We start from the raw sequence: 18914 nt of genomic DNA on the forward strand, positions 1-18914 counted from the left end.
AAATGAAAATTTTACATATTGTTCCATCGATTTCTTTAATCTATGGTGGCCCTAGTCAAATGGTGCTAGGACTAGCACCAGCTTTGGCTAAAGAAGGGGTAGAAGTTACGGTACTAACTACAGATAGTAATGGTGATAATGGTCAAAAACCTCTGGATGTACCTTTAAATGTACCTATAAAACAAGATGGCTATGATATTATTTATTTTCGCTGTGCGCCATTTCGGCGTTATAAATTTTCTTTGGATTTACTAAATTGGTTAAAAACTTACGCTAAAGATTTTGATTTAGCACATATTCATGCTTTATTCTCTCCGGTGAGTAGTGCGGCGGCGGTTGTATGTAGCCAACAAAAATTACCTTATATTTTACGTCCTTTAGGAACGCTTGATCCGTCTGATTTACTGAAGAAAAAACAATTAAAAAAGCTGTATGTAGAAATTATTGAACGGCGTAATTTAGCTAAAGCAGCAGCGATTCATTTTACAAGTGAACAAGAGGCAAAAATCTCAGAAAGATTTGGTGCAGCTACACGAGATTTGGTGATTCCTTTAGGTGTGATTCCTCCTAAATCTTTACCTAAAAATGGGAGAGATTTGATAAATAATAATTTAGGTATATCAAAAGATTTACCTTTAGTGCTGTTTATGTCACGACTTGACCCAAAAAAAGGTTTAAACCTGCTAATTCCAGCATTAGAAAAATTATTAGCATCTGGCACAAACTTTCATTTTGTCTTAGCTGGTGCAAGTCCCCAAGACCCAGATTATGAACGCAAAATTAAAGAACAAATCGATAATTCACCTTTAAAATCGCACACAACCATCACAGGTTTTGTCAGTGGTGAATTAAAAACTAGTCTACTGCAAGCAGCTGATTTATTTGTCTTGCCTTCTTATTATGAAAACTTTGGTATTGCCGTAGCTGAGGCTATGGTAGCCGGAAAACCTGTAGTTATTTCCGACCAAGTGCATATTTGGCAAGAGGTGCGTGATAGTGAATCAGGGTGGGTGGGAACAACAGATGTATCATCGTTGGTAGACTTGCTACAAGAGGCTTTGCAAAATCCTCAAGAATGTCAGCGTCGGGGATTAAATGCTCAAAAGTATGCCCTAGAAAATTTTAGCTGGAATGCGATCGCAAAACAAACTATCCGAGCCTATCAAGAAATTATTACGAATCAGTGAATTAATTTGCTCTTTCCCAGAGACGCTGAATTTCTCTAATTGTCTGAGTGTTGGGTGGTGGGATGGTTTGCACAGTTGGCTTAATTTCAGCACCAGGGATATTTTGATTCCAAGGACTATTAGGTACAGCTTTTAAATCAACCGCATTATTCACTGGACGGAAACCATGCTGAACTAGAACGGCTTGTTGTGGGGGTTGTGTCAGGAAATCTAAAAACTTCCTAGCTGCATTTGCTGTTCCGCCATCAACATCCCGGCGGACAATTGCGGCTGTAGCTGTAGACTCACTGGTGGGATTTAGATAGTAGATTTGGTAAGGTTTACCTTGATTAGCACCTGATTGTTGCCAACGATAGAGAGCTATACTTTCATATACTGTGGCCACATCTGCATCGTTGGGACCTCTAGTAATAAACTCTTGCAAGAGAATATCTGTAGAACGGGGTGGCTGATAGACTGATTTTTTCACCAACCCAAATAAAGACTGTACAGATGGGTTATTAAAACTATTTTGGTTGATATTTGTACCTAATTTTGCTTGTGTCCATAGGTTTAGTGTCACCTGACCACTATTAGAACGGGTGGGGTCTGTCGTGACAAAATCAAAGCTACCCCAGTCATTAGCACCGCCAATTTTTCCCCAGTTACTAGCTTGCATTGCTTGTTCGATTTTTTGCCATTGGAAGCGTCCATCTGGGAACAGGACTTTACCCCGTTGTGGCCAAGCAATGGCTACCAATAAGGTTTTAGCTATTGGTGTGGGAGAATCATAAAATGGGTCGATGTTGTTGGTAGCTTGCAGGCGATCGCTCAATTCTGTTAAAATTTCTCCACTTGCAGGTATTAACACCGCAGGTTTAAAGTCGTTCTTCTGATTAACATAATTATTAATTAGTTCTTGAGAACCTTGAAACTTGAGTTCTAACTTAATATTTGGGTTCTCCTGCTCAAATTTTGCTTCTAGTTTTTGCAGTGGTTCTTGTAGTTCCGTCCCACTCACAATTACCACAGTTTGCTGTAAACCAGGAATCGGCACATAGGTTAAACCTAATGCAGCTAAGATGATGGCGATTGAGGTAAAAAGTTGATTTTTGCGGTTTAATTTAGACTTTTTCGTTTTCATAATTATTTTCTTTTGATTAGGAAATGTAAATGTTGGGTTTCCTAATTTCAAACCAACCTACCTGATTTAGTGTTTTTAGCTTAACCGACAAGTATTGAGATTCTTTCCTACGGAACGCTTCGCGAACCTTACGCTCCGCTCCAGTCAGAATGACATTTTTATTTTGAATTGTGAATTGATTCATACCTCTTCCGACTTTTTAAACAACCGCTAAAACAAAATTATTGTCGTACTACTAAATCTAGGTTTTCTGAAAGACTACTTAGTTCATCGGCAATTAATTGTAACCCATTAATTTGTTCAGAATCAGTTAAATCAGATGTACGTAATCTTGTTTGCAGTTTTTGCAATACACCTGCAAAATCTTGTATTAAAGTAGCAATATTAATAATCCTGGCTAGACGACTATCTTCACCTTCTTGTGCTAACTGTATATTGCGCTTGAGACTCTCTGATAATTGATTGAGGTGTCGTTGAGCCACCCCAGAACTAGAGGGTAATTTCTTTTGTACTTCTGTGAGTTGCTGTTGTAAAGTCTCGATAGAAAGGAGTAAATTGGTATGATGCAGATTAAAGACTAACTTATCAATTTTACCTGGAAGTTCGACAGCGCGATCGCAACTTATAGAAACAGTAGCCAATAGTTCAATTTGAAAAGTATCATTTAACAGCTTTTGGGCTGCCAAATTTAGTCCATTAGCTTGGTTTGCTAAAGCCAAAGCCGATGTTTTAACTGCTAAAATTTCCCGTTCCAATGCTGGATTATCTAACTCTAAAAATTCTGGTTCACGAGACTTTAAAAAACTAGCCCCAGCAACAGCAATACCAGCAGCAAAAGGTATCATAAATGGACTTGGCAATTGTCCTAAACGCACACCTACAAATAAAGTTACCCCTCCAGCTAACACAGCTAACGGATAAAACATTGGGTTTGCTAATTTCAGCATAATAGAAAAAACTCCGCGTACCTTTGCGTTTCCCTCAGCGTACCTCTGCGTTTAAAACTCAACCTGCAAATCTGACATCAACCGAGCAATTGTTTCCGGATCACCCTTAGAATAATATCCCCCATTCAACTCAGCAATCCTCTTCAAATCATCCGGATTAAACTCACCCTCTTTCCCATAACCAACAGTAAAAAAGCCAATTCTTTGGTCAGTAGAAAAACCGCTTTTTTGCAATTCACTTGATAGTTTATCTAAAGAAACTTGCGAGCCAGAATCTTCCCCATCTGTCAATATTAAAACAGCATTAATTGCATCTTGACGACGATTTCGCTGTAACCAATTGCGAGCTTGTAAAGCAGCATCATATAATCTTGTTCCACCATCCGCCTTCAGTCCACTAATAAATTGCAGGCCGCGATCGCGCCCTTGGGGTGTACCATCTACTAACACTGGGGGACGAATCTCCGAATCAAAATCAATCAAAGCAATCTGCTCTTTTACACCGAGATTATTAATGTAATTTAATAGAGTATTTTGGACGGCTGGTAGTTTATTTCCCCCCATCGAACCAGAAGAATCAACAACTACCACCACTAACGATGGTTTCTTCGAGGCTTCCTGCCAAGATTTCAACATAGCGTCAACCACCTCTGGTTTAGGCGGTCTGAGGGAATCATACTTGGCTTGAGATTCCACACCAAAATCAGGAGAAAACTTTGCACCTAAAGCGACGCCGGGAGTTCCTGGTCTTAAACCTAAATCGGGGGCAATTTTTTGAGTTTCCGGCGATCGCCAATAGGTGATAAACTTCTCAGCAGCAGCCTTCTCATCTGCACTCACCCAAGGCGTATTCGGCACAATTGCCCGCATATTAGAAGTAAACGTCACTTTGGGATAAACAGCTGTATAACGCTGCTGTCCTGGTTGCAAGCCAGAATTAGCCACAATCACACTAGACTCGTAAACAGACCCCACCGAAGCCCAAAATGTCCCATTTTTCACCATCGATTGGGCGAGAGAATTAGTAGAGACACCATAACGGGTAATCTTGCTTTGGATTTGCTGAATTTGCGGCTGAAACTTCTGCACATCAGCAACAGTCAACTCTTCAGGACGCTTATTCGATACACTGACATATTGAGCTACTAGTGTTTGTAACCCAGAATTAGAACGAGTCGGCGCAGTGTGGACATAGTTAACAGTTAATGGCGGCGCGGCTGGGTCAATATCCCGGTGAGTCTTCGCTGTCACCAAAGCTTGATAAGGGTCAGCAACTTTTTTTAGTCCTCCAGCCACATCCGGCTGCGCCATAAACACCATTGGCGTGTTTGCTATTAGCTGTGCGTCAGTAATGTCGGGAATATAATTTTGTCCTGGAAACAGTTGGTTAATTCGGTAAACTAGCTGACTGTGATATATCTCTCCATCCAGAGAAATAATACTTGGTAAGTCTGGTGCATCTGCTGGCAAAGTCCCATTTTTCAGTTGCGTCGCTGAAGTAACCACCTTTGTCACCACATCGCCGCTACCTAATGCTTCGCAACTTACCCGAAACCCTGTCCCATTATCTAACTTCGGTTGAGTATCATTAAAATTCTTTGCGGCTTGGTTGCAAAAATCACCCAAGGCACTACCCACCAAAAGCTTAACTTTCAAACCCGTAAAGTTATCATCAGAGTTGGCATTACTATTACAAGCTGTTAGTAACAGTAAACTAAAGGCTGCCGTCAAACGCGTAATTGACCAAGACCCTTTGAGAATCATGTATTTATCCCAGAAAGTCAGTTACCTAGTAATCTCTGCAATTTCCTACTACAAGCAAATATTTTAATATCAGCCGCCTAAAAAGCGTATATATGTAAGTAAAGCTTGTAACAAGTATAACTTAACTCAGATTATACGAATACCTCTAAAAACTACAAATATTTGCCAGACTATTCCAGCAAATTTGTCACATTATTTCATAGTTAAGAAAAAACAAATACATTGTATTTATGCAATAATCAGATTCCGTCAGTTATTATTCCCCATCTGGAAAGACTTCTTAAAGGCTCAAAAGTTAAAATTTTGTTACAAACAACTAAAAGCCGATGGGGAAACCGATGTTGTGTCAAAACGACACGCTAAAATACATAAGCCTTATTTAACTACAGGGAATCTTATATGGCTCTCCGTCTTGGTGATACAGTACCCAACTTTACACAAGCGTCTACACATGGCGACATAGATTTTTACGCATGGGCTGGTGATAGCTGGGTTGTGCTGTTTTCTCACCCTGCTGACTATACACCAGTTTGCACAACTGAGTTAGGTACAGTTGCCAAACTAAAACCAGAATTTGACAAGCGTAACGTAAAAGCGATCGCTCTCAGCGTTGATGATGTAGAATCTCACAAAGGCTGGGTAGGCGACATCGAAGAAACTCAAAGCACCACCCTCAACTATCCAATTTTGGCAGACGCAGATCGTAAAGTTTCCGATCTTTACGACATGATTCACCCCAACGCTAACGCATCTGTTACAGTGCGTTCAGTATTTGTGATTGATCCCAACAAAAAACTACGTCTTTCCTTTACTTACCCCCCCAGCACCGGACGCAACTTTGATGAACTGTTGCGGGTAATTGATTCACTGCAACTTACCGACAACTACAGCGTCGCTACCCCAGCCGACTGGAAAGATGGTGACGATTGTGTAATTGTACCCTCGCTCAAAGATCCAGAAGTATTGAAGGAAAAATTCCCCAAAGGCTATCAAGAAGTTAAACCCTACTTGCGGATGACTCCTCAGCCTAATAAATAAAAGGTGACAGGTTACAGGTGACAGATGATTGGGCGTAGCCTAGTCCAGCTTTAAACCTGTACCACTGTTTGTAAATTTTTAAGTCAGTTCATGTACAAGACGCAAAGATGAAGCTTTGCGTTTTTTTTGTATTTACGTAAAAATGGAAAATAAAGTCAGCTGTTGAAATTTTATGCTGTCATCTTCCTTCGTGATACAAATGCCGCCATCAATGCAAATGACAGACGAGCAATTCTTTGAGTTCTGTCAAGTGAATCGTGAATTACGCATTGAGCGCAATAAATTAGGAGAAATCTCAATTATGCCGCCTACAGGTTCAGAGACAGGGTATCGAGGAGGTAATATATTTGGACAGTTGTGGGTATGGTCAGAACAAGATGGTACAGGTATTTGTTTTGACTCCAGTACAGGCTTTACATTATCCACGGGTGCAAAACGCTCTCCTGATGCTTCATGGATGAAATTAGAACGGTGGAATACTCTCTCATCAGAACAGCAACAAAGCTTTGCACCTATTTGTCCCGATTTTTTAGTGGAACTGCGATCGCCTAGCGATAACCTCCAACCCCTGAAAGATAAAATGGTTGAATATATGAAAGAGCCAGGGGTAAAGTTAGGTTGGTTGATTGACCGCAAGTATCGCCGAGTTTATATATATCATCCAGGTCAACCAGAAGAATGTTTAGAAAGTCCTGATAAAGTGAGTGCAGATCCAGCTTTACCCAGATTTGTCTTGAATATGTCTAAAATTTGGTAACTCTCAAGAAATAATCTTTCTACCCCTACACCCTTAAACTTATCGCAATTTAAGGTTTCATAAAATGCAGATGCACGACTAGCGGCTTCCAGTCTGCCATTTGTTACCTTGATTGCACCAGCACCCTTGATGCTTTAAGCGAGTTTGACATAATATCTGTTAAGTGAGCTAAGTGAGCAGACTGTCTCTATTTTTGCTCAACATACATAACTTTCTACTCATATACATATTTGAGTCAACCACTAGGGTGTGAGAGGAAATTCTGGCTTCATCCCCACTTAAATACACAGGTTTTGATGCCTAATTAAAATCCTCGTTACAAAACGTAATTACGTTAGCGAAGTTTTTTAATGGTCTTCACATAGTTTTGTTTTTTCGTGCCTAGTTACTTATGTACTTTTATCTAGGCTCATCAACATTTAGGAGCGTTTGCCCTGCCTTTCAAAGGCGGTGTTAGCTTTCAATTTTATGTAATTTTCCCAAAGTTATCATTTTTGACCTAATCTTTATATAAATTTAAGTATTTATAATGTATTATCGTGATGTAGGCTAAAAAGTATGATCAAGCTCCAAAAATAAAATGCCCTGCCGTTCGGGTTGGTGCAGCCGCTTGGCTGTAACTTAAACCGCAAAGACTTACTGCCTTACCGGATCAAAAATATTTTTTATACAATCCATATATTTTTGACGCTTTTGCACTCAATGCAGAAGCGGCGGTCAAGCATTTTATTACTGGTAAGTGCCTAGCTCTTTGTTTATTCTGCCAACGGGAAAAGATATGAGCATCAAAATGAAATCAATTCTTGAGTTGATCGAAAAGAAGAACCAGGAGTACGCCCAGTTGCCGTTCTTTCAGTATATGGAAGACGAGACAATTGACCCCCGGCAGAGGTTAGCATTTGCACCTGTAATTACTCCACTGGCAATGGAGTTCAGTGAGTTGTGCAAAAGAGTTCTCAGAGATGAGCCAACGACCAATTACATTCAAGATATGGTCAACGTGCATACCCACGAAGAGCATTTCCATTGGCAATGGTTATTGGAAGACATGGAAAAGATGGGCATTGACTATCCTATGCGGTTTAGCGATGCGGTGCGATTCATTTGGAGTGAGCATACTAAGGTTTCCCGTTCCATGTTTCCTCTGTTCGAGCGGTATACTCATGGAGCGCATCCGATTATCAAATTAGTTGCCATAGAAGTCTCTGAAGTGACAGCAAATGTCTTTTTCCGTTCAACTATGTCTGCGGCACTACAACTGCAAGAACTAGTTGAAGCAGAGTTCCGTTATTTCGGAATGCGGCACAACCACATAGAAAATACTCACACTCTCCATACTCCTGCTTCTCTGCAAGTAATGGCAGAGATTGAAGTGCCAGAGGAGATTCATCAGCAAATACTAGAATTTATTGATGTGGCGTTTGAGTATTTTGCTGACTTGATCAATGAGTTTCATGCCTATATTACAACTCATTCCTATCAAGAACCCTTCGCTAGAGTTTATCAATCAGAGCGATCGCTAATTCCTGTCTAAGCTATCTGCTCAATTTTGAGTCTTCGTGCGATGGTAAAGAGTTCAAAGCTTTCTACCGAATGACAGGGTTGCAAAGTGCAAGTCCTTCTACCATCGCTTCTTTCACGGCGATCGCTACTGCATAAACAGCATTGCGCTCTGACCGATCAAAAGCCAGCTGCTGCTCTACGGTTCAACCCTATGGGCTGTTTTCTCCTGCCTATTCCTTGATGTGCTGACTTTTGAACAAATATCCAGTTTTTTAACTCATATAAAATATAAATCAGAAAAATTTAATGCTTTACCGTAATTTTCAAACTCAAACAGAGCTAGATTTTCAGTACAATCCTGGTGAACTAGGCCTTGATATACCTGCGTACATGAATTTTTATGCTACAAACAGTGCTAAAGTGCGTGACAAACTACGCTGCCATTTAAATGTTGCTTTTGGCCCTACCGTAGCCGAACACTTAGATATTTTCCCTGCAACAGAGCCAAACTCTCCAATTTTGGTATTTATCCACGGTGGCTATTGGATAATGGGAAGCAGTAAAGACTTTAACTTTGTCGCCCAAGGTCTGGTAGCTGCAAATGTTACAGTCGTGGTGGTCAACTATGCCTTGTGTCCCAAAGTGACCATTGATGAAATTGTCCGCCAAAATCGTTCAGCAATTACCTGGATTTATCATCATGCCGAAAGCTTTGGCGCAGACCCCAATCGGATCTATGTAGCTGGTCACTCAGCAGGTGGTCATTTAACCGCAATGGTCATGGCTACAGACTGGAAAAACGAGTATGGAGTGCCAGATAACATCATTAAAGGTGGTTGTGCTATTAGCGGTTTGTTTGATTTGATGCCGTTTCCCTACACCTGGCTACAACCCAAACTACAACTAACCTGGGCTGAAGTTCTTCGTAATAGTCCTATGCTTAATCTTCCCGAAAAAGCTGGCTCTTTACTCATAACTTATGGAGGAGAAGAAACTTCAGAATTTCAACGACAGTCGCAAGATTTTCTGACTACATGGAAGGAAAAAGGATTGACTGGTGAATACTTACCACAGCCTCAAGAAAATCACTTTACCGCAATCAAAGGTTTTTTAGATGCGGATAGTCCACTATGTACAGCAATTTTGAAACAGATGAACGTGAGTTCAATAAAATTACATGAGAGCAGGAAGTAGCACAAGTGAGACAACTGGTGTTAGATGAGCAGGCTTCTTCTTTTAAAGAATAGAGGGTAATAGACCATATCAGGCGATCGCTTATTTCTTGGCGACTCCCTCAAATGTTCACAAATACAGTTAGGCTGCAATCATAATGTAAATTTATACCGGGGTCTACCCCGGTTTTTGTTGGCAAGCGACCATAGTCAAAAATCCAAAATAAATCAACTTTTAGCAGTAGATAATACTGTATAAGCTTCATTAAGCAAACGCATTTTTTCCTGAGCTTGTTTTTGCATCTGAGGTTGGTTGACAAATAAATCTGGATGCCATTTTTTAACTAAAGTTTTATAAGCCTGTTTGATATCCGCAAAAGCTGCATTTTGTGGCAAACCTAAAATATTATACGCGCGAGCAATTTTATCTTTTTCTACTTGGCTTTGAGGTGGTTTAGGTGCTTGCTTACTTTGATTTGTCTGCTGCTGACTATTCTGAAAACCAGGAATACGCATTTCTGCTTTCATTCGTGCTATTTCTTCATCCATTTCCCAGTTACGAAACTTCGCTTCTAACTCTGCGGGATTGGGTGAAGGAGTAGTTTTTGGTGGTGGTGGGGGAGAATAAACTTGTTGTTTTGGAGATTCTACCTTTTTTTCAGGAGTCTTAGGTGTATTCTCCTGTCTTGGTGGGTTATAAGTAGCTTGAGGTGGGCGAGTATAAATCCGTTCTTGTTGGCGCGAAGACTTTTGTTGAGGTTGACTAACTTTTGGCGTTTCTATATAAGGTTGATAGTTAGAAGGAATTTTCGCTTTTTCTAACTCACCAAGTAATTGATTAAATCCTTGTTGCAGTCGTCGTAAACATTCACGTTGTTGATTAACTTCTTGGGGTTCTTGAGTAATTTTAAAGTAAATCACTTTTTCAGCGTGACGTTCAAATTCAAATAACTTTGATAAAGCTTGACTACTAAATTGAGACAAATAATCTTCAGTTGCATTTATACAAAGTTTAGCAACTTGTTGATGATATGATTCGTTTGCTGATTTTTCTTCATACTGTTGAATATTTTTATTTAATACATAAGAAATACTCCCAACAACAGCAGCACCTACTGGCCCACCTAATAACCAACCAATCCCACCACCTACAGCCATTGCTCCAGGTTCACTTAATATTTCAGTATTATCTGGTTTTGATGGTAAAGTAATTTGTGGTTCTGGCGGGAAAGAAATTAATAAATCTTCAGGTCGTTCTTCCTTAAAAAAATCATAAGCTTGATATAGCCATTTCATTACAGCTAACTGTAATTCTATGAGTTCTTTTTTGAGTTGATTTTTTTGCCAAGATTTAAAATTATTTTCTGCTAGTGCAACAGCTGCATCAGCTTGATATTTAGCTAGTAAGTTTGGTAAAGACAGCCAATTTCTTAACTCATATAGACTAGTATTAAAGCCTTGTTTGATCAGATTTTGTGCTTTTTGTTTAATTTCTATTTTGGCATTTTGTTTTGCATCAAAAACTTTAAATTCGTTAGCAATAGGGTCAATTTTATTTTTTAATGATAATTGAATTTGGGATGAGATCGCCTGCACTCTTGGCAACCTGACACCACCCCGATTTTGTTGTAAAATACTCACAATATTTTGCAAAGCCGTCTCAAAAGCCACTAAGCCACTACTACTAGCCGCCGCCACATCACCTTTTAATCTAGCGCGCAAAGCAGGTAAAGCGTCCACACGATATAAATTACTAAAACCAGGAGGTAATTCCGCACGGAAACTTTCTGCAACAAACCGCAGCCGATTCTGCACTTGTTTTTGCTCTTCCGAGTCAAGTAAATTAATAAAATTAGCAACAAAAATAACTGTTTTAATACCCCTATCTAATAACCAATCTCGCAAGTTTTCCCGCTCACCTAAAGTCATCAACTTGCGTGCATCTAGTAACTGCACAACTAAATCAGCACTGAAAAGTTGCTCTCGAACTAAATTATCCTGCTCATCCCGATCATTTGTCCCTGGTAAATCAATAAACTCTACACCAGTTTCTAAAAAAGTATGAGGACAAAAAACTTCAACAGATATTACATCTTTTCGCATCTGTCTATCACCATCAAGGATTGCATATTGTTGTAAAACTTCCGTACCACTGCGATAGATTTCTGATCCATCTACCAACATGATGCGAGTTCTGACATCAGAACCATATTTCACAGTAATAGCTGCGCCTGTGGTGGGAATTAAATCTATCGGTAACGTGCGAGTTCCTAAGATAGCATTTAACAGCGTTGATTTACCATGATTAAAGGGGCCAAAAACTGCAACCCTAAAGTTAGGATTAGTCAGATAATTGCCAATATTAATAATATCTTGATGTAGTTGTGATGTGCGTTCTAAACCTAGTAATGTAGATGCAGATTTTAAAACCTCTGCTAAGTCTCTGTATCTTGTATCCTGTTGTGGCATATTCCCCTCATTCTAGGTTTAGTCTGTAAACTTTTAACTACAGATAAACACAGATAATTTTATCAGTGTTCATATGTAGTTAAGGGAGCATCACAATTTTTTAACCTCTAAACACAAAGCTTTCATTCAACCTCGGCGTTTAAAAATTACCACTTCTCTCTATATTGTAGCCAAGAGAGAGATGAGATTTGATTGATACTAGCCATAGTAAGCTAAAAGATTACTATAAGCTGTCTCAATCTTTTGTAATTGAAAGATGACATTTTCTTGCAAAGTTTTAAACCGCTTTAACTCACTCTCCCGATTTATTTCTCGTGTTTCTTTTTGCTTAAGCAGATTATCTAACTCAGATTTACGAGCAGTAATATCATCATTAATCCTTTTACTCACTTCTCTTTCGTAGCTGTCAAAACACTCTTTTACTGCATCATATACAGTTCGTGATTTTTCATTTGCTACTTGAGGTAAATATTTGATTAACTCTTTCTTCGCAGTTTTAACTAACTCTTTTCGAGCTTGATCTGCTTGTAAAACACCTACTCCCAAACCAAGTAAAGCAAATCCAATGGGGCCGAGAAGTATACCTGTAACTGCGGTGATAATACTCCCCACACCAATGACAGTGAAATAATTTAATAAGATATTTTTCCAGTCAAATCCAGCTCCAGCCATTGCAAAACCAGCTAGATTCCCCCTAGAAAGTGATAACAATCCCATTGCCCATTTTGCCCAACTGGGAGCATTATCTTCTTCTGTATTACTGTTATTAGTGTTGACTTTAACTTGTTTTCCAGTGAGTTTTTCTGTAATTTGCTCAGTGACTTGGTTGTAAGATGCACCATACTGCGCTGCACTACGAGATAATTCTTTAAAAGCTGCATTAATATCTTTCTCAGCAGTTAAAGTCCAAGCTGCACATTTATCAGTCATGTATTGTTCAAAGGCTTTTTGCAGTGCAGCATTAAATGCTTCTCGTTTCCCATTACTAAGAAAATCTAATATCTTTAATTCTGGTTGATAACGTAAGAAATCACTTTCAAAAGTATTGCCTAAATTTAAAACATAACTGCGGAAAGATTCAGATATTTTGCGTGATTGGGTGTCTCTAGTAGTAAAGATTTCTCTCTGGAATTGATCTCGAATATTCGTGAGCTTTTTAAACTCAGGTTCTACAGAATTAATGCGTGTTTTTAATTCTTCGACATCTTGATCAAGTAATGGTATCCTTCTACCTATGGCTTCGCGAGTATGGTTAACCGCTTGTCTAGCTAATGTTCTTGCTTGTCGGAGTTCTGCGATCGCGCGTTCTCTAGTAAGAAAAGTATTAAGCGCACCCATAAAATCAGGGAAGCCAGTCCCGCTTAAATCTGCTTGGGGATTCTTTAAACGTAGCCGCAGTGCTTGAATCGATGACAGTTCAAATACTCTTTCATCATAAATATTTTGGCCGTCTACTTGGCAATATTCTGCTAAATTCGCCTTAAAAACTTGTCTTAATCTATTTTCAGCAGATTTAATCTCTTCTACATCATCAGGATCAATCAATGATTCTTTTACCTGATCCCAAGCATTAATTAAGAAGAAAACTGATAAACCTCGCCCTTTAATATAGTTTTCTAGATAACGACGCTCACCCAACGTACACGGTTGGGAAGCTCTCATCACAAATAGAATCGCATGGCAATTATTGACATACCCTAAAGATAACTCATTCCTGGCTTCTGTATCATTTAATCCTGGACTATCAACAATTTCAATCCCTTTTTCTAGAAGTGTTAAAGGATACTCAACTACTGCATAATCAACATCAGGAAATGCCTGTTTTTTCTCTTGCTCTAACTTTTTAGCTTCGGCTGGATCAATTGTATATTTATATTTAAAACTTTGAAAATCTAGCTGTTGTGGTTTTTTGCCATCATTAAAATGAATCGTAACTTTTTTTTCTGGCCCGTAGCGTAAAACTGTTAAAACTGCGGTACAGGGGTTAACATCACTGGGGAGTAAGTTTTCTCCAATTAAGGCATTGAGAAAAGTGCTTTTACCCCGCTTCATATCGCCTAAAACCAACAAGCGAAATACACCTTTTTTTAAGTTTTTACTTGCTATATCAATATCTTCTAAATCCCGTTCTAAACTAAGCTTACCAGAGGAAGATTCCCCATCTAATTCAGCTTTGTTAATGGTTTCAGATAGATGTTGTAAACACATTGCCATCTCAGAACGTACCTGAGCAACACGTTCTAAATCTTCAATAAATCTATCAGTTGCTACTTGATTAACCATCACCATTTCCCCTTAATTTAAGATGATTTTTTGCGATTTTCAAAAAATAGCTTGTATGCTACCCAAGCTAGAACTGCCATAATGACAAATCCGGCCAAAACCGATGCGACTCTGACTGCAACTAACGCCGCTACACCAAGAGCAAATAATTTACCACCAAGAATTACTTTTTTCATCCAGGGTTTAGGAGAATTGTCTGGTTGGTGTTTCAACGTCTTATGAAATGGTGCATCATTAGTAGGCATTTGTTGTTCCATTTCTCGGAGTCGTAATTCTACTTCTTTCTCTCGCAGTATCCGTTCCCTTTGCTCCAGTTCATGATGGTGATTATTTTGAGATGTCATGGATATCCACCCCATTGAGGATGATATTATTACTTATCAATTTTCTGTATATTAACTTACGTATGTAGCTGAAAACCCCAGTGAATTTACTATTTTGATTCAGGGGTTTTTAAATTGACTTCAGAGAATAGATCCTACAGCTTAGGCTTGCTTTTCGGAAATTGCAGATGAATTTGTTGGGCTACGCCCCGCTAACGCTAACACGCAGAGGCGCATTCGCGGAACGTCCCGCAGAGAAGACGCGGAGAGTTAAGAAAAGTGGAATTTTGGTAGAGATGGCGTGGCGTATCCGCCCACGTAGGCGCAGCCTCTCGACACGCTCCGCGTAACCCTCCTGGGTGAATCCTACGGATACGCTACCGCAGGGAAAGTAGAGATGGTCTCCGAGCGTCGGTCGGTCATCGTTTTACGGATTAAAATCAGTGTATACATACCACCGCTATGAGCCACAATTTTTATAGGTAAGAACTCAAGTAAAATGACAATGGATATTAAAAATGGTTTCATAGGCACTGTTGGCAATACCCCACTGATTCGCTTAAATAGCTTCAGTGAAGAAACAGGGTGTGAAATCCTGGCTAAAGCAGAATTTCTTAATCCTGGGGGTTCAGTCAAAGACCGCGCTGCACTTTACATCATCAAAGATGCAGAAGAAAAAGGTTTACTTAAACCGGGTGGTACTGTCGTCGAAGGAACTGCTGGTAATACTGGCATTGGATTGGCACATATTTGCAATGCCAAAGGCTACAAATGCCTGATTATCATTCCTAACACCCAATCACAAGAAAAAATAGACGCGCTTACAGCCTTGGGTGCAGAAGTTCGTCCCGTTCCGGCTGTACCCTACAAAGACCCCAATAACTATGTCAAGCTATCTGGCAGAATTGCGGCTGAGATGGATAATGCTATCTGGGCAAATCAGTTTGATAATTTAGCTAACCGTCGCGCTCATTACGAAACTACAGGAGCAGAAATCTGGGCGCAAACTGACGGAAAAGTTGACGGTTGGGTGGCTGCAACTGGTACTGGGGGAACATTTGCGGGTGTTTCCATGTACCTGAAGGAAAAAAATCCAGCAATTAAATGTGTAGTTGCTGACCCAATGGGTAGTGGACTGTACAGCTACATCAAAACAGGCGAAATCACAATAGAAGGTAATTCTATCACCGAAGGCATTGGTAACAGTCGAATTACAGCCAACATGGAAGGCACACCAGCTGATGATGCTATCCAAATAGATGACAAAGAAGCCTTGCGAGTGGTTTACCAGCTATTGCGAAAAGATGGTTTATTAATGGGTGGTTCGACGGGTATCAATGTAGGCGCAGCTGTGGCTCTAGCCAAGCAGTTAGGCCCCGGACATACCATTGTCACCATATTATGTGATAGTGGTTCTCGCTATCAGTCGCGGATATTTAACCGTGAATGGTTAGCATCAAAAGGACTGTCTGTGGATTAGTCATTAGTCAATAGTCATTAATTATGATGACTATTGACTGAGTTTTTGCAGGGTGGGAAACATTACCTATGGCCAACTTCATTCAAGAATTTAACTCCCCAGCTACAGAACAACCATCTACTCCTAGATGTGTAAGAGTTTGCCAAAATCGCACCTGTAAAAAGCAAGGTGCGAAGGAAGTATTAGCAGCTTTTGCAGTTTTGCCAGTTGCTGAAGCGATGGTGACAGCTAGCAGTTGTTTAGGACAGTGCGGTAACGGGCCGATGGTGTTGGTGTTGCCGGATATGGTCTGGTATAGCGGCATTCAACCCCATGAAGTACCTCTAGTTATAGAAAAGCATTTATTAGGTGGTCAAAGAGTTCAAAAGATGCTCTATCATCGGTTTCATCCCCAGGGATAAATCAGTGAAAAATAAACAGTGAAAAGTTATCAAGTTTTCCTTGCACTGATAACTGATAACTGGTAACTGTTAACTGTTAACAGGTCTGCACTATTGTTGACTGAAGCGAGGCATCCGATGAATATTCAGGAGCTGCGTCAATCCTTAAAAATGAAGTGGCTGGATTATTATGAGCAAAATCGTCCTTGGTTAGTCAAATTGAGAGTTTGGGCTGCCTATGATGGTTTACGCCGGCCTTCGTCTGGGTTTATTTTGGCAACACTGTCTGTTTTAGAACCAGAGTTTGATCAAATTCTGGCTTTTGTGATGGAACTAAATAACAATCCTGATGAGATAGTTGCAGCTTTGGGTTTGAATTTTAATCCTGACAAAGAGTTAGGCTTAATCGAATCACAGATGAATTTGGCTGTCACCAAAGTCGAACAAGAATACCCAGAGGAGCAACCAGTAACATCAGTTGCACTCACGGTTCAGGATGTTCCACAGACGCTAACCCATGTAGATAGGTTGGAAAAGTTGGTAGTGATGCCATGCTCATATCATGTACCAACGTTACCAGCGATCGCTACAGAAGTCAGGACATCTGGAAGAGCGATCGCAACTACTGCCAAAATGAATATAAAGTCTACTATCCACAAATCATCCTCTCAACAAGGACAGTTATTCGCTATCACTCTGGAACTACCGAAAAAAGACAAACCTTTGACTTCCTTGGCATTAGCTACCACCAAACCCCGCAATGGCAAAGTAGTCAGTTCACTAGAAATCACTACTGAAGTTCCCGGTACACCCAAGACATTAATATCGTCAAAAATGGTAACGGAAATTTCCCAAAACGGGCAATATGTGCATAAAAAACCACCCGCACCTGCTAACAAATTTAATCCTAGACCGCATACTAATGCCAGTAATCTAGCTTCTTGGGTGGATGAATTTTGTCTGGGTACTGGGTGGAATTCGGAAGAGGCTGTTTCGATGTAGGAGACAAATCAATTCAAAATTCAAAATGACGCTCTCTACGAGACGCTGCGCGAACGCGGACTCGCTAACGCTGCGCTAACAAAATTCAAAATGAAGAATGGAAATAATTTTGAATTAATTAATTCTGGGTACAAGAAAGAGCCACAATCTTCTCTACGTTCCCTGCGGTAGCGTTGCGTAGCAAAGCAAGCTACGGCAACGCTGCGCGTTTCCTTCGGAACACTGCGTGAACGCGAAGCGTCCCGCAGGGAACGTAGAGAAGCGACTTGACCCCCTTAATTTGCCAAAGCTTTTAATGGTTCAGGTTTTAACAACCCATTTAACAGAGATGCTGGACGTTGAGCATAAGGCCAAGCAAAGGCATGACGAAAAGCTGCATCCTGACAGGCTTGCAGCTGTTCAAAATTGATAATGTCGTAAGTTAGAAGATTTTCATACTCAAATGGCAACCGAACATTATGCAGTCCAGCATTATCTGTACAAATAGCTATGTCTACCCCAGCCTCAAAGCAACGGTCAAACACTAACTTAAGTTGACGGATATCTTGTAAAGTACCTGTTTTTAGATAAGTTGTGGGGCAAACTTCCAAACACTGCCTACGTCTTGCCACTTCAGGCAGTAACTCTGGATACAATAGGGGAATTTGGATACCGTGACCAATTCGCAAGAGGTAAGGTAACAATTCTGGGTAACAGCCATCGGTGGTTTCGTATAGGTGTCCGGTGGTATTAATCCCCAGCGATCGCGCATAATCATATAGACTAACCCATTCTGTCAGGCGATCGGCATAGTGGCTATCACCTCCAGCTACGTCAATAGCACAAATATACTGTCTGTTTTGCGCGGCTAAATCAATAATCGCCTTATTCACTTCATAGGGTAGCCGCGAGTGCATACAGAGAATTTGGCTAGTCACAATGGGATATTCTGGCAGGTGGCTGGCTTTGCCCACAACTTCCACAATTTCCGTCATCTTGTCAATTCTCTGGGATTGACTCAAATGCTCTGGTGTCCGCAAATAGGGAGTATAACGGAGTTCTAGATAAGCTAAATTCTCAAAAATATAAGCCCCGCGCACTAGGCGAGAGATAAAGTACGGTAATGTCTCTGCTGTTTGCACACTTTCTACTAAAGTATGCAACTCTAGATATTCGTCTAGAGTGTTGCGTGGACGGGTGTAAAAATCTTCAAACTCTGGATAATTGCTAAAACGAGAAATTAACTCTGATGAATGTCGCTCAAAATAACGCCATAAGACACGGGGGACAACAGAACCGCCCAAGTGTCTGTGTAACTCAGCATATAAAGCCATAGTGATACTTTGTCTATAAAAAGTTTAATAATATTAACAAATACACTGAGTAAAACCCTCTGTACCACAAAAAAGATTGTGTAAATTTAATTTATCTAGAGTAGAGGGCAGGGGATAGAGGACAGGTGACAGGTGACAGGTGACAGGTGACAGGTGATAGGTGATAGGTGATA

At 40.2% G+C, this 18914-nt stretch carries 15 protein-coding genes; 8 read left to right on the forward strand and 7 right to left on the reverse strand.

Features of this window, described 5'->3' with window-relative positions:
- The first annotated feature begins 2 nt into the window (after positions 1-2).
- A complete protein-coding gene (gene hpsP / locus ACM0OR_RS02240; protein WP_414574823.1) occupies positions 3-1187 on the forward strand; it encodes a hormogonium polysaccharide biosynthesis glycosyltransferase HpsP in 1185 nt (394 codons plus the stop codon).
- A 1-nt stretch (position 1188) separates the two neighbouring features.
- On the opposite strand, the gene ACM0OR_RS02245 is transcribed toward hpsP, so the two are convergent.
- The 3 genes from ACM0OR_RS02245 to ACM0OR_RS02255 form a co-directional block, all read right to left on the reverse strand.
- A complete protein-coding gene (locus ACM0OR_RS02245; protein ID WP_414574824.1) occupies positions 1189-2310 on the reverse strand; it encodes a substrate-binding domain-containing protein in 1122 nt (373 codons plus the stop codon).
- A 221-nt stretch (positions 2311-2531) separates the two neighbouring features.
- Complete coding sequence (locus ACM0OR_RS02250; RefSeq protein WP_414574825.1) at positions 2532-3257, reverse strand: hypothetical protein; 726 nt, start codon at positions 3255-3257, stop codon at positions 2532-2534.
- Between the two features lie 51 nt (positions 3258-3308).
- Positions 3309-5021, reverse strand: a complete 1713-nt coding sequence (locus ACM0OR_RS02255) for an extracellular solute-binding protein (RefSeq protein WP_414574826.1) — start codon at positions 5019-5021, stop codon at positions 3309-3311.
- 399 nt (positions 5022-5420) lie between these two features.
- Between ACM0OR_RS02255 and ACM0OR_RS02260 the strand changes: the two genes are divergently transcribed.
- From ACM0OR_RS02260 to ACM0OR_RS02275, 4 genes are all read left to right on the forward strand, one after another.
- Positions 5421-6059 (forward strand): peroxiredoxin, encoded by a 639-nt coding sequence (locus ACM0OR_RS02260; protein ID WP_190702906.1) that lies wholly within the window; start codon positions 5421-5423, stop codon positions 6057-6059.
- 172 nt (positions 6060-6231) lie between these two features.
- Positions 6232-6816: a Uma2 family endonuclease gene (locus ACM0OR_RS02265; protein WP_414574827.1), complete on the forward strand. Its 585-nt coding sequence runs from the start codon at positions 6232-6234 to the stop codon at positions 6814-6816.
- 790 nt (positions 6817-7606) lie between these two features.
- Entirely contained in the window at positions 7607-8350 is a 744-nt protein-coding gene (locus tag ACM0OR_RS02270; RefSeq protein ID WP_414574828.1) for a hypothetical protein, read from the forward strand.
- Between the two features lie 275 nt (positions 8351-8625).
- Entirely contained in the window at positions 8626-9513 is an 888-nt protein-coding gene (locus ACM0OR_RS02275) for an alpha/beta hydrolase (protein WP_414574829.1), read from the forward strand.
- 206 nt (positions 9514-9719) lie between these two features.
- On the opposite strand, the gene ACM0OR_RS02280 is transcribed toward ACM0OR_RS02275, so the two are convergent.
- The 3 genes from ACM0OR_RS02280 to ACM0OR_RS02290 all read right to left on the reverse strand — a co-directional run bounded on the left by ACM0OR_RS02280 (position 9720) and on the right by ACM0OR_RS02290 (position 14587).
- On the reverse strand, positions 9720-11960 hold the full coding sequence (locus ACM0OR_RS02280) for a dynamin family protein (protein WP_323265329.1): 2241 nt from the start codon (positions 11958-11960) through the stop codon (positions 9720-9722).
- 198 nt (positions 11961-12158) lie between these two features.
- Positions 12159-14243, reverse strand: coding sequence for a dynamin family protein (locus ACM0OR_RS02285; RefSeq protein ID WP_414574830.1), 2085 nt, complete (start codon positions 14241-14243; stop codon positions 12159-12161).
- A gap of 17 nt (positions 14244-14260) precedes the next feature.
- Entirely contained in the window at positions 14261-14587 is a 327-nt protein-coding gene (locus tag ACM0OR_RS02290) for a DUF3040 domain-containing protein (RefSeq protein ID WP_190702923.1), read from the reverse strand.
- 484 nt (positions 14588-15071) lie between these two features.
- Here ACM0OR_RS02290 and ACM0OR_RS02295 point away from each other — a divergent pair, with 484 nt between their 5' ends.
- From ACM0OR_RS02295 to ACM0OR_RS02305, 3 genes are all read left to right on the forward strand, one after another.
- Positions 15072-16046, forward strand: a complete 975-nt coding sequence (locus ACM0OR_RS02295) for a cysteine synthase A (protein WP_414574831.1) — start codon at positions 15072-15074, stop codon at positions 16044-16046.
- A 68-nt stretch (positions 16047-16114) separates the two neighbouring features.
- Entirely contained in the window at positions 16115-16447 is a 333-nt protein-coding gene (locus ACM0OR_RS02300; protein ID WP_323265326.1) for a (2Fe-2S) ferredoxin domain-containing protein, read from the forward strand.
- Between the two features lie 117 nt (positions 16448-16564).
- Positions 16565-17428 carry a DUF5331 domain-containing protein gene (locus ACM0OR_RS02305; RefSeq protein WP_414574832.1) on the forward strand — a complete coding sequence of 288 codons (864 nt, stop codon included), beginning with the start codon at positions 16565-16567 and terminating at the stop codon, positions 17426-17428.
- A gap of 275 nt (positions 17429-17703) precedes the next feature.
- On the opposite strand, the gene ACM0OR_RS02310 is transcribed toward ACM0OR_RS02305, so the two are convergent.
- Positions 17704-18741: an adenosine deaminase gene (locus ACM0OR_RS02310; protein WP_414574833.1), complete on the reverse strand. Its 1038-nt coding sequence runs from the start codon at positions 18739-18741 to the stop codon at positions 17704-17706.
- Between the last annotated feature and the right edge of the window lie 173 nt (positions 18742-18914).

The organism is Anabaena sp. CCY 9402-a, assembly GCF_963920945.1.
GTDB classification, from domain to species: Bacteria; Cyanobacteriota; Cyanobacteriia; order Cyanobacteriales; family Nostocaceae; genus Trichormus; species Trichormus minutissimus.

Excerpts from the sequence above, each read along its gene's own strand:
- hpsP (WP_414574823.1), top strand. The coding sequence starts at position 3 with ATGAAAATTTTACATATTGTTCCATCGATTTCTTTAATCTATGGTGGC.
- ACM0OR_RS02245 (WP_414574824.1), bottom strand. The coding sequence starts at position 2,310 with ATGAAAACGAAAAAGTCTAAATTAAACCGCAAAAATCAACTTTTTACC.
- ACM0OR_RS02250 (WP_414574825.1), bottom strand. The coding sequence starts at position 3,257 with ATGCTGAAATTAGCAAACCCAATGTTTTATCCGTTAGCTGTGTTAGCT.
- ACM0OR_RS02255 (WP_414574826.1), bottom strand. The coding sequence starts at position 5,021 with ATGATTCTCAAAGGGTCTTGGTCAATTACGCGTTTGACGGCAGCCTTT.
- ACM0OR_RS02260 (WP_190702906.1), top strand. The coding sequence starts at position 5,421 with ATGGCTCTCCGTCTTGGTGATACAGTACCCAACTTTACACAAGCGTCT.
- ACM0OR_RS02265 (WP_414574827.1), top strand. The coding sequence starts at position 6,232 with ATGCTGTCATCTTCCTTCGTGATACAAATGCCGCCATCAATGCAAATG.
- ACM0OR_RS02270 (WP_414574828.1), top strand. The coding sequence starts at position 7,607 with ATGAAATCAATTCTTGAGTTGATCGAAAAGAAGAACCAGGAGTACGCC.
- ACM0OR_RS02275 (WP_414574829.1), top strand. The coding sequence starts at position 8,626 with ATGCTTTACCGTAATTTTCAAACTCAAACAGAGCTAGATTTTCAGTAC.
- ACM0OR_RS02280 (WP_323265329.1), bottom strand. The coding sequence starts at position 11,960 with ATGCCACAACAGGATACAAGATACAGAGACTTAGCAGAGGTTTTAAAA.
- ACM0OR_RS02285 (WP_414574830.1), bottom strand. The coding sequence starts at position 14,243 with ATGGTTAATCAAGTAGCAACTGATAGATTTATTGAAGATTTAGAACGT.
- ACM0OR_RS02290 (WP_190702923.1), bottom strand. The coding sequence starts at position 14,587 with ATGACATCTCAAAATAATCACCATCATGAACTGGAGCAAAGGGAACGG.
- ACM0OR_RS02295 (WP_414574831.1), top strand. The coding sequence starts at position 15,072 with ATGGATATTAAAAATGGTTTCATAGGCACTGTTGGCAATACCCCACTG.
- ACM0OR_RS02300 (WP_323265326.1), top strand. The coding sequence starts at position 16,115 with ATGGCCAACTTCATTCAAGAATTTAACTCCCCAGCTACAGAACAACCA.
- ACM0OR_RS02305 (WP_414574832.1), top strand. The coding sequence starts at position 16,565 with ATGAATATTCAGGAGCTGCGTCAATCCTTAAAAATGAAGTGGCTGGAT.
- ACM0OR_RS02310 (WP_414574833.1), bottom strand. The coding sequence starts at position 18,741 with ATGGCTTTATATGCTGAGTTACACAGACACTTGGGCGGTTCTGTTGTC.